13 protein-coding genes are annotated in these 15,061 nt (G+C 37.9%); 7 read left to right on the top strand and 6 right to left on the bottom strand.

All coding sequences use genetic code 11. The annotated features are described in order from the left end of the window. The first annotated feature begins 14 nt into the window (after positions 1-14). From ACN0NP_RS01310 to ACN0NP_RS01290, 5 genes are all read left to right on the top strand, one after another. Complete coding sequence (locus ACN0NP_RS01310) at positions 15-1,661, top strand: peptide ABC transporter substrate-binding protein (RefSeq protein ID WP_423217396.1); 1,647 nt, start codon at positions 15-17, stop codon at positions 1,659-1,661. Between the two features lie 105 nt (positions 1,662-1,766). Beyond that, positions 1,767-2,495 carry a pseudouridine synthase gene (locus ACN0NP_RS01305; protein WP_423217395.1) on the top strand — a complete coding sequence of 243 codons (729 nt, stop codon included), beginning with the start codon at positions 1,767-1,769 and terminating at the stop codon, positions 2,493-2,495. A gap of 83 nt (positions 2,496-2,578) precedes the next feature. Further along, on the top strand, positions 2,579-2,707 hold the full coding sequence (locus ACN0NP_RS01300; protein WP_003065505.1) for a DUF4044 domain-containing protein: 129 nt from the start codon (positions 2,579-2,581) through the stop codon (positions 2,705-2,707). A gap of 72 nt (positions 2,708-2,779) precedes the next feature. Beyond that, positions 2,780-4,093, top strand: a complete 1,314-nt coding sequence (obgE, locus tag ACN0NP_RS01295) for a GTPase ObgE (RefSeq protein WP_021142623.1) — start codon at positions 2,780-2,782, stop codon at positions 4,091-4,093. A gap of 132 nt (positions 4,094-4,225) precedes the next feature. Further along, positions 4,226-4,408, top strand: a complete 183-nt coding sequence (locus ACN0NP_RS01290) for a hypothetical protein (protein ID WP_004232387.1) — start codon at positions 4,226-4,228, stop codon at positions 4,406-4,408. 41 nt (positions 4,409-4,449) lie between these two features. Here ACN0NP_RS01290 and ACN0NP_RS01285 read toward each other — a convergent pair whose 3' ends face one another. The 4 genes from ACN0NP_RS01285 to ACN0NP_RS01270 form a co-directional block, all read right to left on the bottom strand. Beyond that, positions 4,450-5,949 carry an ATP-binding cassette domain-containing protein gene (locus ACN0NP_RS01285; protein ID WP_423217394.1) on the bottom strand — a complete coding sequence of 500 codons (1,500 nt, stop codon included), beginning with the start codon at positions 5,947-5,949 and terminating at the stop codon, positions 4,450-4,452. Between the two features lie 290 nt (positions 5,950-6,239). Then, positions 6,240-6,776: a rubrerythrin gene (gene rbr / locus ACN0NP_RS01280; protein ID WP_024343854.1), complete on the bottom strand. Its 537-nt coding sequence runs from the start codon at positions 6,774-6,776 to the stop codon at positions 6,240-6,242. A 283-nt stretch (positions 6,777-7,059) separates the two neighbouring features. Beyond that, positions 7,060-7,800: an amino acid ABC transporter ATP-binding protein gene (locus ACN0NP_RS01275; RefSeq protein WP_004232375.1), complete on the bottom strand. Its 741-nt coding sequence runs from the start codon at positions 7,798-7,800 to the stop codon at positions 7,060-7,062. Next, complete coding sequence (locus ACN0NP_RS01270) at positions 7,800-10,001, bottom strand: ABC transporter substrate-binding protein/permease (protein WP_423217393.1); 2,202 nt, start codon at positions 9,999-10,001, stop codon at positions 7,800-7,802. The genes ACN0NP_RS01275 and ACN0NP_RS01270 overlap by 1 nt, the downstream gene beginning before the upstream one ends. A gap of 190 nt (positions 10,002-10,191) precedes the next feature. Between ACN0NP_RS01270 and uvrB the strand changes: the two genes are divergently transcribed. Then, a complete protein-coding gene (gene uvrB / locus ACN0NP_RS01265) occupies positions 10,192-12,183 on the top strand; it encodes an excinuclease ABC subunit UvrB (RefSeq protein WP_024343856.1) in 1,992 nt (663 codons plus the stop codon). A gap of 18 nt (positions 12,184-12,201) precedes the next feature. Beyond that, on the top strand, positions 12,202-12,666 hold the full coding sequence (locus ACN0NP_RS01260; RefSeq protein ID WP_423217392.1) for an 8-oxo-dGTP diphosphatase: 465 nt from the start codon (positions 12,202-12,204) through the stop codon (positions 12,664-12,666). Between the two features lie 122 nt (positions 12,667-12,788). On the opposite strand, the gene ACN0NP_RS01255 is transcribed toward ACN0NP_RS01260, so the two are convergent. Together ACN0NP_RS01255 and ACN0NP_RS01250 are read right to left on the bottom strand one after the other, a co-directional pair. Further along, entirely contained in the window at positions 12,789-13,625 is an 837-nt protein-coding gene (locus ACN0NP_RS01255; protein ID WP_004232368.1) for a sugar ABC transporter permease, read from the bottom strand. Further along, positions 13,625-14,992, bottom strand: coding sequence for a carbohydrate ABC transporter permease (locus ACN0NP_RS01250; protein WP_039690425.1), 1,368 nt, complete (start codon positions 14,990-14,992; stop codon positions 13,625-13,627). Before ACN0NP_RS01250 ends, ACN0NP_RS01255 begins: the two co-directional genes overlap by 1 nt. Positions 14,993-15,061: the final 69 nt, after the last annotated feature.

Raw genomic sequence — 15,061 nt, 5'->3', positions numbered from 1 at the left:
TAGGAGGATCCATTATGGAGATTAAATCTTTAAAACGTGTCGGCCTTGGAGCTGTCACATTGTTGTCTGTTGCTACACTAGCAGCATGTGGTGGAAATAACTCATCATCAAAATCTGCTAGCAAAGATATCAATTGGTTCGTGCCAACTGAAATCAGTACTCTTGATATTTCTAAAGTATCTGATATGTACTCATCAATTGCTATTGGTAACTCAGGAAGTAACCTTCTCCGTGTTGATAAAGATGGAAAATTACAACCAGATTTGGCTAAAAGTGTTGATGTTTCAGAAGATGGTTTGACATACACTGCGACATTGCGTGACAATCTTAAATGGTCAGATGGTAGTGATTTGACTGCAGAAGATTTTGTTTACACATGGCAACGTATTGCAGATCCAAAAACTGCTTCAGAATATTCTTACCTAGTATCAGATGCTCATGTATTGAACGCTGACGAAGTTATTGCTGGTACAAAAGGTCTTGATGAACTTGGAGTTAAGGCAGACGGAAACAAAGTTATCTTTACTTTGTCTAACCCATCTCCACAATTTATGAGCCTTCTATCATTTGCTAACTTCATGCCACAAAGTAAAGCATTTGTTGAAAAAGCAGGTGATGACTATGGTACAACATCAGAAAAAGCTTTGTACTCAGGTCCATACACTGTTACAAAATGGAACGGTACAAGCGGTAACTTCACACTTGTGAAAAACAAATATTACTGGGATGCAAAAGACGTTAAAACTAAGAAAGTAAACGTCCAAACAATCAAGAAACCTGATACAGCTGTTCAAATGTACAAAGATGGTGACATTGATACAGCAAACATCTCAAATACAGAAGCTACATTCAAAGCAAATAAAAACCGTGACGATGTAGTTACAGTTCCAGAAGCAACAACAGCTTACATGGTTTACAACCAAACTGGTACAGTTACTGCTTTGAACAATACTAAAATCCGTCAAGCTCTTAACTTAGCAACTGACCGTGAAGGTATTGTTAAAGCTGCTATCGATACTGGTTCAAAAGCTGCAACAGCTCTTGCTCCAACAGGTCTTGAAAAACTTCCTGATGGAACAGACTTGGCTAAATATGTATCACCAGGTTACAGCTATGATAAGAAAGAAGCAGCAAAACTCTTCAAAGAAGGCCTTGCAGAACTTGGTACAGACTCAGTTAAATTGACTATCACAGCTGACTCAGATGCACCAGTTGCAAAAGCTTCAGTTGACTACATCAAACAAACTTGGGAAGAAGCTCTTCCTGGATTGAAAGTTGAAGAAAAATTTGTTACTTTCAAACAACGTCTAGAAGATACTAAGAACCAAAACTTTGATGTTGCTCTTGTTCTTTGGGGTGGTGACTATCCAGAAGGTTCAACATTCTATGGACTCTTCACTACTGGTTCATCATACAACTACGGTAAATTCTCAAATGCTGATTACGATGCTGCATACAAAAAAGCAATCACTACTGATGCATTAGATGCAAAAGCTGCTGCTGACGATTATAAAGCTGCTGAAAAAGCACTTTACGATAACGCACTTTACAACCCAATCTACTTCCGTAGTACTAAATCACTTCAAAATCCTAACCTTAAAGGACTTGTTCGTAACTCAACAGGTTTGTCTGTAGACTTCACATACGCATACAAAAAATAAGTCGTTTTAAGAGTGATAAAACAAGGTTCGAGCTTGCTCGACCTTGTTTTTTTATCTTTCAAAAAATGTTACAATGAAGGTATCAAATCAGAATAAAGGAAAACGATGCGTTTAGATAAATTTTTAGTAGAAGCAGGGGTTGGCTCACGTACAGAAGTCAAACAATTGCTGAAGAAAAAACAGGTTTTGGTAAATGGAAAATTAGAAACTTCCCCAAAAACACAAATTGATGAAAAGTTGGATAAGATCGTCTGTCAGGGACAAAATCTTTCTTATGAAAAATTCGTTTATTACATGCTAAACAAGCCTAAAGGGGTTATTTCAGCAACAGAAGATGACCATCATAAGACAGTTTTAGATTTACTGGACAAGACAGCTTGGGACAAAGAAGTTTTTCCTGTTGGTCGTCTAGACATTGATACTCATGGTCTTTTGCTGTTGACAAATAACGGTAAGTTAGCGCACGCTATGCTCTCTCCGAAAAAGCATGTTGATAAGCTCTATCGCGCTAAAGTTGCTGGCATTATGACTGATGAAGATGTTAAGGCGTTTGCGGATGGAATTGAACTGAAAGATTTTACGTGTCAACCTGCTCAGCTTAATATTATCAAGGCTGATGAGAAATCAAATACGTCTTTGGTTGAAATTGTAATCAAGGAAGGTAAATTTCACCAAGTTAAGCGCATGGTTTTAGCTTGTGGGAAGGAAGTAACTGATTTACAACGTTTGAGCATGGGACCACTTCGATTGGATGACGAATTGGCTTTGGGAGAGTGGAGAAGACTTTCTACAGAAGAACTGGAAAGCTTGCAAAAATTTGGCGTCGAATTGTAAAAATTATGCATTACTTATTTGCTTATTTAAGGCAATCATGTTAAGATAATAGTAATAAAATCAATTGAGCGAGGTGTATTAAGGTGGCATTTGGTGAAAACGGACCACGTAAAAAAACAGCGTTTGAAAAACTAACTTTAGTAGTTGTTATCTTAATGGTTCTAGTAACTGTAGGTGGTCTTATTGCGACTGCTATTGGTTCAATTATTTAAAGAACGCTGAAGAGGCGTTTTTTTATGCTTTGACAAATCAAGTTTATACTAATGAAAGAATAGGAATTAATAATGAGTATGTTTTTAGATACTGCCAAGGTTAGCGTTAAAGCAGGTCGCGGCGGTGATGGAATGGTTGCATTCCGTCGTGAAAAATATGTTGCTAATGGCGGTCCTTGGGGCGGTGACGGAGGTAAAGGTGGCTCAGTTATCTTTAAAGTTGACGAAGGGCTTCGTACTTTGATGGACTTCCGCTATAACCGCATTTTTAAAGCAAAATCAGGTGAAAAAGGGATGACAAAGGGAATGCACGGACGTGGTGCAGAAGACCTTATTGTTCGTGTCCCAGAAGGAACAACTGTTCGTGATGCAGAGACTGGTAAGGTCATCACTGACCTTGTTGAAAATGGTCAAGAATTTGTTGTTGCGCGCGGTGGACGCGGTGGACGTGGTAATATTCGTTTTGCAACACCACGTAACCCTGCTCCAGAAATCGCTGAAAATGGTGAACCTGGCGAGGAACGTGACCTTCAATTAGAATTGAAAATCTTGGCTGATGTTGGTCTTGTAGGTTTCCCATCAGTTGGTAAATCAACTCTTCTTAGTGTTGTGACTGCTGCAAAACCAAAAATCGGTGCTTACCACTTTACGACAATCGTGCCTAACCTCGGTATGGTTCGTACAAAATCAGGTGATAGCTTTGCGATGGCTGACCTTCCAGGATTGATTGAAGGAGCCTCACAAGGTGTTGGACTTGGTACTCAATTCCTTCGTCACATTGAACGTACACGTGTTATTTTGCACGTTATCGATATGTCAGCAAGCGAAGGACGTGATCCTTACGAAGATTATCTTGCAATCAATAAAGAACTTGAAAGCTACAACCTTCGTTTGATGGAACGTCCGCAAATTATTGTCGCTAACAAGATGGATATGCCTGAAGCAGAAGAAAACTTGAAAGTCTTCAAAGAAAAATTGGCGGCTAACTATGATGATTTTGATGAAGTGCCAATGATTTTCCCAATTTCAAGTTTAGCTCACCAAGGTTTAGAAAATCTTATGGAAGCAACTGCAGAATTGCTTGATAAGACTGACGAATTCTTGCTTTACTCTGATGATGATATGATTGATGAAGAAGTTTACTATGGATTTGATCCAGATGAACGTCCATTTGAAATCTCACGTGATGACGATGCTGCTTGGGTATTGTCAGGTGAAAAACTTGAAAAACTCTTTGTCATGACTAATATGGAACGTGATGAATCTATCATGAAATTTGCACGCCAATTGCGTGGTATGGGTGTCGATGAAGCTCTCCGTGAACGCGGTGCAAAAGATGGTGACATTGTTCGAATCGGTAAATTCGAATTCGAATTTGTAGATTAATATAAGATACAAAGTCCGTTAAACGAGCGAAGCAAAAATTATCTTTTTGCATAGCTAGTAGGACGTGCTTGCTTGTTATATTAGTCGAGATAGACTTGTTTCGGTATTAAATTGATTTAACTGGAGGTTCTTATGGGTGAAAAACCGATATCTTTTAGAGATAAAGATGGTAATTTTGTATCAGCAGCCGATGTTTGGAATGCTGAAAAGCTAGAAGAACTTTTCAATACACTTAATCCAAATCGTCGCTTCCGTTTGGAACGCGAAAAATTGGCAAAAGAAAAAGCAGGAGAAGTTGACGACCAAGAGTCTTAGTCGTCTTTCCTGCCACAGCTCAGCAATTTGCTGGGCTTTTTTTATTGCTTTTCTAAAAAAATTTCATTCAAACGATAGGATATTTTTGGAACTTCCTGAATAAAGGTTTTGTCGTGAGAGACACTTATAATACATCCAGCAAAATCTGATAAGAGCTTTCTTACGATAGGTTGGCTGGTTGGAGAGAAGTGTCTGGTTGGTTCGTCTAGAATCAAAATGTGATTTTTGGCTAAGGCCATATGAGCTAGAAATAATTTTGCTTTTTGACCACCAGATAATTCATTAGTAGGGTGTTCCATTTCAAAACGAGTAAATTGCAGACTGCCTAAGATTGTTCTCGCATCAGTCTCGGTTGAAACCTCTCTTAAAAAATCTATGGCGTTCATTTCTTTAGGTAAAAAGTTATCATAATCCTGCGGCATGTAACCGATAGATAAATTTTTATCTTGCTGTAATGTGTTATAAATTTTCTCTAGTAAACAAGATTTTCCTATGCCGTTTTTTCCTGTAATGACAATTTTATCTCTTCCAAAAATTTTTAAATCAATATTCTGACCAGTAAGCAAATTTTCGTTATTCCACGATAGAATGCACTTTTTGCTATCAAGTGGTTCGATGTTATTAAAAGAAAGTGACAGATTATCCATTTCTTCTGGAAAATCTGGTAAATGCTCATCTTGTTTATGGTATCTTTTTTCAAGAGAAAGGATATTTTTCATTTTTTTAGCTGCAAGCCTGCCAACTGAGCTATCATGTGTATTTCTAACTTTGAATTGAACTGCTTGGTGTAGTCGGTGAATTTTTTCGTCCCGTTTTTGCTTTGCTTTTTTAGCGTTTTTAGCTAAATTGAGTTGTTTTTGATAAGAGTTTTTGCGATATTTGAGATAATCTGAATATTTTCCTGGAAAATAGTTAGAACGGGCGAGTTGCCGATGTCTGATAAGTTCAAGATGTAAAATGGTAGTAGCTGTTTTTTCTAGGACAGATTCGTCATGAGATATAAATATAATAGTTTTAGCTGATGTTTGGATAAATTTTTGTAGTGCCAACTGACTTTCTAAGTCAAGATCACTAGAGGGTTCATCGAGTAAAAGTAAATCAGCATTATCACCAGCTAGTTTTGCAAGTTGGAGTTTCAGTCGTTCTCCTCCAGATAAGCGACCTAGATGTAAGTTACTATCTTCTAATTTTTTAACGTCTAAATCTAACAATGCAGCCGATTGATAAAAAGCATTGTAGTCAAATAAATCCTCGGAATTTTTGAACAAAAATTCTAAAACAGTTTGTTGTCTTTCATGTTTTGACAGAGTTTGTGGTAAGTATCCAATTTTGTTGAAAGTATTTTGAATAGTTCCTTCAACAGTTGTGTAATCGTGAATCTTTAAAGGAGAAAGTATGAGTTTTAGTAGAGTAGATTTTCCAGTTCCCTCTTCTCCGATGATTGCTAATTTTTCACCGGATTTAACATTTAAGCTTAAATCACAAACTATCTGCTTATAATCCTTGATATGGGTTATGGTTAAATGAGAAATTTCTAGCATATAAACCTCGCTTTTAATAAAACACACTCCACCTCATCAGGCAGAGTGTATCTCATTATGGTCAACGCTAAAAATATCCCCAAAATTGGCTAATATCTTGTAGGGGATTGAAGAAGGTATAAGAGTGCACTAAAAACAAAACCTGATAAGGATTACCAAAATTTTTGTTCTTAGTTGTTCATTGCACTGTGTCCTCCTAATAGATTTGTTTTAATTTTAGCAGATAAGCAACAATCTTGTCAAAGAATATGATAAAAAAACTTCCAACAAAAAGTTGGAAGTTGTGTCTATTAATAATTTTCAGCGCGAATTTCAAAGTAAGATTGAGCGTGTGCGCATACTGGACAAATTTTTGGAGCTTTTGTTCCGACAATGATATGTCCGCAATTGCGGCATTCCCAAATTTTAACTTCACTCTTTTCAAAGACTTGAGAAGTTTCGATGTTTTTCAAAAGAGCACGATAACGGTCTTCATGATGTTTTTCGATTTCTGCAACCATCAAGAATTTTTTAGCTAATTGAGGGAAACCTTCTTCTTCAGCTGTTTTAGCGAATTGGACGTACATGTCAGTCCATTCGTAGTTTTCACCGTCGGCAGCAGTTTCAAGGTTTTCAGAAGTATCTCCGATACCATACAATTCCTTGTACCACATTTTGGCATGTTCTTTTTCGTTGTCGGCTGTTTTTAAGAAAAGGTCGGCAATTTGTTCGAGGCCATCTTTTTTAGCTCTTGAAGCAAAGAAAGTGTACTTGTTGCGAGCTTCAGATTCTCCAGCGAACGCAGCTTGCAAGTTTTTTTCAGTTTGAGTGCCTGCATACTTAGACATATCAAAGTCCTCCTTATATTAAAACAGTAGAAAGTCTACTGAGTATCACAGATGAGTAGTCATTTGGATTTGCTACGAATAAATAAGATTATCTCGCTTATGACAAATCTTATAAAGATAAGTGAGGTAAAAGCCAAGTCTGATAGAATTTTTGACTTGTAGTTTGTCTAAACAACTTAACTTAAGTCTAACAAAAGCAAATATGAAAGTCAAAATTTTAACAACAAATGTGCTTTGAAAGTAAGAAAAAAGCTAGTTCAGTTTAACTAGCTTTTTTATGTTATTAAACGTTTAATACTTTGTTTAAGAAGTCTTTTAGACGTGGGTGTTGTGGGTTATCAAAGATTTGTTCTGGTGTTCCATCTTCGATAAATCGTCCACCGTCTGTAAAGATAACACGGTTGGCAACTTTACGGGCAAATCCCATTTCGTGAGTAACAATCAACATTGTCATGCCTTGTTCTGCCAAGTCTTTCATAACCCCAAGAACGTCACCGACCATTTCTGGGTCAAGTGCAGAAGTTGGTTCATCAAAAAGCATGACATCAGGATTCATAGCCAAGCTGCGTGCGATAGCAACACGTTGCTTTTGACCACCAGATAAGCTGTCTGGTTTGGCGTCACGTTTATCAGCAAGACCAACTTTTTCAAGAAGTTCCATCGCATGTTTTTCAGCTTCTTCTTTACTTTGTTTTCCAAGTTCGACTGGAGCAAAAGTGATGTTTTCAAGAACTGTCATATGTGGGAAGAGGTTGAAGTGCTGGAACACCATACCGATGTTTTCACGAACTTTATCGACATCAGTAGTTGGGTCAGAAAGTTCGTATCCATCCACAACAACTTTACCACTTGTGATTGTTTCAAGAAGGTTAAGCGTACGAAGGAAAGTTGATTTACCAGAACCAGAAGGGCCAATGATGCAGACAACATCACCTTCGTGGAATTGTGTTGTAATTCCTTTTAAGACTTCATTATCTCCATAAGATTTATGTAAATCTTGTACATCAATTTTTAATTCTGCCATTATTTAAGCCTCTTTTCTAGACGTTTTGCTAAACGAGTCAAAAGGGTGATCATTACAAGGTAGATTACTGCTAAGATAGCGTACATTCGGAATGATTGGTAGTTACGTGCAATAATGATTTTACCAGTTTGGAAGAGTTCAACAAGACCAATTGCAGAAACGATAGTTGTATCTTTAAGTGAGATAACAAATTGGTTGATGAAGTTTGGTAACATTACACGAACTGCTTGTGGCAAGATAACTTTTTTCATTGTCTTACCGTATGAAATACCAAGGCTTCGACTTGCTTCCATTTGTCCTTTTGGAACAGCTTCAATACCACCACGAACGATTTCAGCGATATAAGCACCAGCATTCAATGAAAGAGCGATAGTAGCAGCAAGGAAGTCATTGATTGGGCTTTGGTGACCTGTCATTGATTCAATGAGGTTTGGAATTCCCCAGAAGATGAATGCAGCAACAATCATCAATGGAATACCACGTACGACGTCAACAAAGATTGCTGAAATTGTACGAAGGACTTTGTTTGGAGCCACTGCCATCATACCAAAGATGATACCGATAACCATAGCGATAGCAAATGAGATAAGTGTAAGGCTAAGTGTTGTTCCAAGACCTGTGAGCAATTGAGAATAGTTGTTTTTAATCAATCCCCAAATTGTTGTTTCATCAACACTTGAAGATGATTTTTTGTTTTCAGATGTTCCAAGGTATTTGTTTACAATTTTATCGTATTTACCTGATTTTACAAGGGCAGCAAGTCCGTTGTTGAACATTTCAAGCAATTCTGGGTTAGCACCTTTGTTAACAGCAAATCCATATTCACCAGATTTTTCACCGTCAATTGGTGTATCGAATTTACGACCTTGTTTGATTGCGTAACGAAGAACAGCTTCGTCATCCATAAGAGCATCGATTGAACCAGAGTTCAAACTGTCGTACATAGTAGATGCTTCATCAAATGCACGAAGTGAGTAACCGTATTGGTCAGCGTGTTCTGACAACCATGTGTATGAAGCAGTACCATTTTTAGCACCAACAGTCATACCGTTTAGGTCTTCGTATGATTTTACTGAGCTACCTTTTTTAACAGCAAGCAGGATGTTTGAAGTGTAGTATGGGTCAGAGAAGTCAAAGATTTCTTTACGAGCATCTGTGATTGACATACCAGCAATAACAGCATCTGCTTGACCGGCTTGAACAGCATTAAGTGCAGCATCAAAACCAGGATTTGAAAGTTCAATATTGAAACCTTGTTGTTCAGCGATGGCTTTGATTAAGTCAACGTCGATTCCTTCATATTTGCCTGAGTCATTTTGGTATTCAAATGGGGCAAATGAAGAATCCATAACGATTTTGTAAGTTGATTTTACAGGTGTTGCTTTTGTTGATGCATCACCAGAAAGTTTTAAGCTATCTGACGTGACAACAGTTGATTTGTCAGCTGAGTCTTTAGAATCGCCAAGCCATTTTGCCATGATGGCATCATAAGTACCATCTTCTTTCATAGCCTCAAAGGCTTCATTGAATTCGTCGATAAGGTATTCGTATTTGCTACCTTTTTTAACGGCGAATGCAAAGCTACCAACTTTTTCACCATCAATATTGATAGCGTAGTCTTTACCTTGGTTAATAGCATATTGGACAACTGGTTGGTCATCCATAGCAGCGTAGATAGAACCAGCATCTAGGCTGTTGTTCATCAAATCGCTTGTATCAAATGTTTTGATTTTATAGTTGTATTTTTTTTGATTTTCTTTTAGGAAGCTTTGAGCTGCGGTACCGTTTTTAACACCAACAGTTTTTCCTGAAAGTTGTTTATAGTTTGTCACTTTAGCATCGCTACGAGTGTAGACAACGACAGCGGTATCGTAATAAGTATCTGAAAATGTGAAGACTTTTTTACGAGCTTCAGTAACTGTTGTACCAGCCATAAGAGCGTCGGCTTGACCAGCTTGGACAGCATTAACGGCAGCATCGAAACCAGGGAAAGTCATCTCGACGTCCCAGCCCTCTCGATTAGCGACTTCATTAATAATGTCAACGTCAATACCTTTATAAACTTGATCTGAATCTTTGAATTCGAATGGAGCATAAGCAGTATCAGATACAACACTAATCGTATCAGCTTGCGCATTTGCACCAAACACAAAGATTGCAGAAATCATAGCTAGCATAATAGCTTTCAATTTGTGCTTCATGTTAGTCTCCTTTTGTATAGATTGGTATAATTATATCAAAATAACAGGACCAAGGCAACTTAGATTTCTTGCTCATGTTAGAAAACCTAACATAAGATGTAATGATGTGATGGTTTTGGGACCTAGTAAGAGTAATTTACCTATATTTATGTTAAAATGAATGTATTACAATGACAGTTTGAGGAATACTATGATAGATAGAATAGAAGATAATCAATTTAAACTTGTTTCAAAATACGAACCTTCAGGAGACCAACCACAAGCGATTGAGACTTTGGTTGATAATATTGAAGGTGGCGAAAAAGCGCAGATTCTTCTTGGAGCAACAGGAACTGGTAAGACTTACACAATGAGTCAGGTTATTGCTAAGGTCAATAAACCTACACTAGTCATTGCCCACAACAAAACCTTGGCAGGTCAACTGTACGGTGAGTTCAAAGAATTCTTCCCAGATAATGCGGTTGAATATTTTGTATCATACTATGATTACTACCAACCAGAAGCTTATGTGCCATCTAGCGATACTTACATTGAGAAAGATAGCTCAGTTAACGATGAGATTGATAAACTCCGTCACTCGGCAACTTCGGCTTTGCTAGAGCGCAATGACGTTATCGTGGTAGCTTCTGTGTCATGTATTTATGGTTTGGGTTCACCAAAAGAATATGCAGATAGTGTTGTCAGCCTTCGCCCAGGTCAAGAAATCTCACGTGACCAATTGTTAAACGACTTGGTTGATATTCAATTTGAGCGAAATGACATTGACTTTCAGCGTGGACGTTTCCGTGTTCGAGGAGACGTTGTTGAAATATTCCCAGCTAGTCGAGACGAACATGCCTTTCGTGTTGAATTTTTCGGTGATGAAATTGACCGCATCCGAGAAATTGAAAGTTTGACTGGTAAGGTTCTTGGTGAGGTAGAACATTTGGCAATTTTCCCTGCTACTCACTTCATGACTAATGAAGAGCACATGGAACATGCCATCAAGAACATTTTGGAAGAAATGGAAGAACAGGTTAAGAAGTTCGAAGAAGAAGGAAAACTCATTGAAGCGCAGCGTATTCGACAACGTACAGAGTATGATGTGGAAATGCTACGTGAAATGGGTTATACAAATGGTGTCGAAAACTATTCTCGTCACATGGATGGACGTTCAGAAGGTGAACCTCCTTTCACACTTCTTGATTTCTTCCCAGAAGATTTTCTTATTATGGTTGATGAAAGTCACATGACGATGGGGCAAATTAAGGGAATGTATAACGGCGACCGCTCTCGTAAGGAAATGTTGGTTAACTATGGTTTCCGTCTTCCAAGTGCTCTTGATAACCGTCCACTTCGTCGTGAGGAGTTTGAAAGCCATGTTCATCAGATTGTCTACGTATCAGCGACACCAGGTGATTATGAACTTGAGCAAACAGACACAATCGTCGAACAAATCATTCGTCCGACAGGTCTGCTTGACCCAGAAGTTGAGGTTCGTCCAACCATGGGTCAAATGGATGATCTGCTTGGTGAAATCAATGCTCGTGTTGAAAAAGGTGAGCGTACCTTTATTACAACTCTTACTAAGAAAATGGCAGAAGATTTGACAGATTATCTCAAAGAAATGGGTGTCAAAGTCAAATACATGCACTCAGATATCAAGACTTTGGAACGTACGGAGATTATTCGTGACTTGCGTTTGGGAGTTTTTGATGTCTTGATTGGGATTAACTTGCTTCGTGAAGGGATTGACGTACCAGAAGTTAGTTTGGTTGCTATCCTTGATGCGGATAAAGAAGGTTTCCTTCGAAATGAACGTGGTCTGATTCAAACAATTGGTCGTGCAGCTCGTAATAGCGAAGGACATGTTATTATGTATGCTGATAAGATTACTGAATCTATGCAAAAAGCTATGGATGAAACGGCACGTCGTCGTGAAATTCAAATGCGTTACAATGAAGAACACGGCATTATCCCGCAAACAATCAAGAAAGATATTCGTGATTTGATTTCGATTTCTAAAGCAAACGAAACAGACGTTGCTGAAGACACCCCTGACTACAGCAGCATGAATAAAACTGAACGTAAAGAAGCTATTAAGAAACTTCAAAAACAAATGCATGAAGCTGCTGAAATGCTTGATTTCGAGCTCGCTGCTCAATTGCGTGATATGGTGTTGGAATTAAAAGCGATGGATTAGAAGAGGAGAATTTTAAAAATGTCTCGTGCACAAAGTGTGATTTTAACGAATATGTGCCTAATTGAAGATTGTAAAGGCAATGTCGTTATGCAGGTTCGTGACCCAAAACGTTATTCTTGGTCAGGATATGCCCTTCCTGGAGGCCACATCGAGGCTCACGAAGGACTTGTGGAGTCTGTGATTCGTGAAGTTAAGGAAGAAACTGGTTTAACCATTAAAAATCCGCAGCTTGTAGGAATGAAACATTGGTATACTAAAGAAGATGAGCGTTACCTTGTTTTCTTGTATCGCGCTTCTGATTTTGATGGTGAGATTCATTCAACTGAAGAAGGTGAAATCAAATGGGTAGCCAGAAAAGATTTGCCTAATTTAGATTTAGCCTATGATATGCTTAACTTACTTCGTGTCTTTGAAGAAGATGACCTTAACGAACTCTTTTATCGTGAACGCTTGAAAGACGATTTCTTACGTGAATTTTGGTGAGAATAGAAAGTTTTCTTCCTATAATATGAGAAGATTTTAATACATACAAAAAGCTTGGAACTATTGTTCCAAGCTTTCTTTGATAATTAATAAATAGAAGGGGAGAAGTTGGTAACTTCTTCTTATTTAACTGAACCACCAGTGATGCCTTCAACGTAGTATTTTTGCATGAACATGAAGAGCAATGTGATTGGAACAGCGATAAGAACTGAACCAGCAGTGAATGACATGAACCAGTCATTGATGGTATCTTGTTGCAACATTGAGAAGAGTCCAATGGCAACGGTGTATTTACTTGTCGCATCACCAAGGATAACTTTGGCGAAGATGAAATCAATCCAAGGACCGATGAAAGCCATAAGCGCTGTGTAGACAATGATTGGTTTTGATAGAGGGAGAGTGATTTTAAAGAAAATGTCAGCGCGTGTTGCCCCATCAATCATGGCAGATTCATCAAGGGAGTAAGGAATTGTATCAAAGAAACCTTTAGCGATGTAGAAACCAAGTGCCGCACCAGCTGAGTAAACTAGGATAAGTGCCAACAATGTTTGGTCGAGATTGAATGCTTTGAGGATGTAGTAGACTGCAATCATACTCATAAATCCAGGGAACATGTTAAGCACAAGAGCTAGTTTCAAGAAACCATTACGGTGTTTGAATTTGATACGGCTAAGAGAATATGCCATAGCAACGGTAATGAATGTTGAAATCACACAAGTAGCAGAAGCTACAAATAAGGTATTCATAAACCATTGCCCAAATGGGAAGGCATCTGAGGTAAAGAGTTTGATGTAATTATCCAGCGTCCAAGTTTTTGGAATGAAGTAGTTAACGTATGCTGTTCCTTCGCCACGGAAGCTAGTAAGAACAACCCAAACGATTGGAAAGAGCCAGATGATTGATAAGACAATCAATAAAATATAGACAAATGTCAGTGTTAAACGTTTTTTGTTTTTCATTATTTGGCAACCCCTTCCTTGTAAGAACTTGTTCTTGTGTAAGCAAGTAAACTAAATACCGCAGAAAGAACGAAGATGAGAATACCGATAACAGAAGCAAGGTTGTAGTCAGCAGCAGTTACAGTCAAATTGTAGAGCCAAGTAACTAGCAAGTCTGTGCTACCAGCTTGGTAGAAGTTAGAGTTAGTAGGACCACCACCAGTAAGTAGGTAGATAACGTTGAAGTTGTTGATGTTACCGATAAATTGTTGAATCAAGTTTGGCATCATCACAAGTAAGATTTGAGGGAATGTGATTGATTTAAAGATTTGGAATTTATTGGCACCATCGATTTCAGCAGCTTCGATTTGTTCTTGTGGCAAGTTCATGATAATACCAGAAGCAACAAGCATTGTTACTGGAATACCAACCCACATGTTAACGATGATGATTGAGAATTTAGCCCAAATTGGGTCAGATAAGAATGGTAATGGATTTGCTGCAGAGATTAGCCCAATTTTTTCAAGGAATGCATTGATTGGACCAGCGTCACTAAGCAAGTTTCTCATAATGAGAAGTGAAATGAATTGTGGCACGGCAATTGTGATAACGAAGATTGTACGCCACATTTTTTTCAATTTCAAACCTTTGGTATTGATGATAAGTGCTAGAACGATACCAAAGAAGAAGTTAGTAACTGTTGCAAAAACTGCCCAAATCAAAGTCCATGAAAGAACTGGGAAGAAAGTTCCAGCCATACGACCATTAAAGATATTACCAAAGTTAGCAAAACCAACCCAGTCAAACAAACTTTTTGGTGGTAGGTGATTGTGGTCATAGCTTGTAAATGCCAGACAAATCATATAAATCAATGGCAAAATTGTAAAGAGCAGAACTCCAATCATTGGAATTGTCATCAAAGTCATGTGGAAACGACCATTTGCCAAAGTTTCAAAATCCTCTTTAAAGGTAGGAACTTTCAAACCTTCTTTATCGATGACGTAAAGATTTCGAGCGCTCTTGAGGTTGCACCAGTAGATGTAGGCAAAGACAAGGCAGAAAATCAATGACGCAAGTCCGAAGATGAGCATTAACATTGAATTATCACCATCTACGGCAACTTTCATTTTTATACCATTAACGGTTTGTTCAACGAGCCCTTGTTCGTGTGTTCCCAGAGTGATTAACCCTTGTAGGTTTGGGATAATCTGAGAAAAGAAAGTAATCAAGAAAAGAATTTCAGAAAGTAAAAATAGACAACCTTTGATAATCTGTTTATGGTAAAAGTTTGAAAATCCCATAATCAGAAATGACAGTTTAGTGTCGAATTTTCCTTTTTGAAAGGCTTCTTTAACAGATACACTGTCAAAATAGTGTGAATTTGTCATACAAAACTCCTTTTAAAGCATTGTTGGAAGTCACTGCTAAAACTTTAAAATTAAATGGCTTAGCAATAA

The organism is Streptococcus equinus (assembly GCF_049393805.1).
Classification (GTDB): domain Bacteria; phylum Bacillota; class Bacilli; order Lactobacillales; family Streptococcaceae; genus Streptococcus; species Streptococcus equinus.
Note: the sequence above shows the minus strand (reverse complement) of the source record. Positions and strands in the feature narration are given on the sequence as shown.

What these genes read in the sequence shown, in the direction of transcription:
- ACN0NP_RS01270 (WP_423217393.1), bottom strand. Translation starts at nt 10,001, where the DNA reads ATGAAGCACAAATTGAAAGCTATTATGCTAGCTATGATTTCTGCAATC.
- ACN0NP_RS01285 (WP_423217394.1), bottom strand. Translation starts at nt 5,949, where the DNA reads ATGCTAGAAATTTCTCATTTAACCATAACCCATATCAAGGATTATAAG.
- ACN0NP_RS01250 (WP_039690425.1), bottom strand. Translation starts at nt 14,992, where the DNA reads ATGACAAATTCACACTATTTTGACAGTGTATCTGTTAAAGAAGCCTTT.
- ACN0NP_RS01290 (WP_004232387.1), top strand. Translation starts at nt 4,226, where the DNA reads ATGGGTGAAAAACCGATATCTTTTAGAGATAAAGATGGTAATTTTGTA.
- uvrB (WP_024343856.1), top strand. Translation starts at nt 10,192, where the DNA reads ATGATAGATAGAATAGAAGATAATCAATTTAAACTTGTTTCAAAATAC.
- ACN0NP_RS01305 (WP_423217395.1), top strand. Translation starts at nt 1,767, where the DNA reads ATGCGTTTAGATAAATTTTTAGTAGAAGCAGGGGTTGGCTCACGTACA.
- obgE (WP_021142623.1), top strand. Translation starts at nt 2,780, where the DNA reads ATGAGTATGTTTTTAGATACTGCCAAGGTTAGCGTTAAAGCAGGTCGC.
- ACN0NP_RS01275 (WP_004232375.1), bottom strand. Translation starts at nt 7,800, where the DNA reads ATGGCAGAATTAAAAATTGATGTACAAGATTTACATAAATCTTATGGA.
- ACN0NP_RS01310 (WP_423217396.1), top strand. Translation starts at nt 15, where the DNA reads ATGGAGATTAAATCTTTAAAACGTGTCGGCCTTGGAGCTGTCACATTG.
- ACN0NP_RS01255 (WP_004232368.1), bottom strand. Translation starts at nt 13,625, where the DNA reads ATGAAAAACAAAAAACGTTTAACACTGACATTTGTCTATATTTTATTG.
- rbr (WP_024343854.1), bottom strand. Translation starts at nt 6,776, where the DNA reads ATGTCTAAGTATGCAGGCACTCAAACTGAAAAAAACTTGCAAGCTGCG.
- ACN0NP_RS01260 (WP_423217392.1), top strand. Translation starts at nt 12,202, where the DNA reads ATGTCTCGTGCACAAAGTGTGATTTTAACGAATATGTGCCTAATTGAA.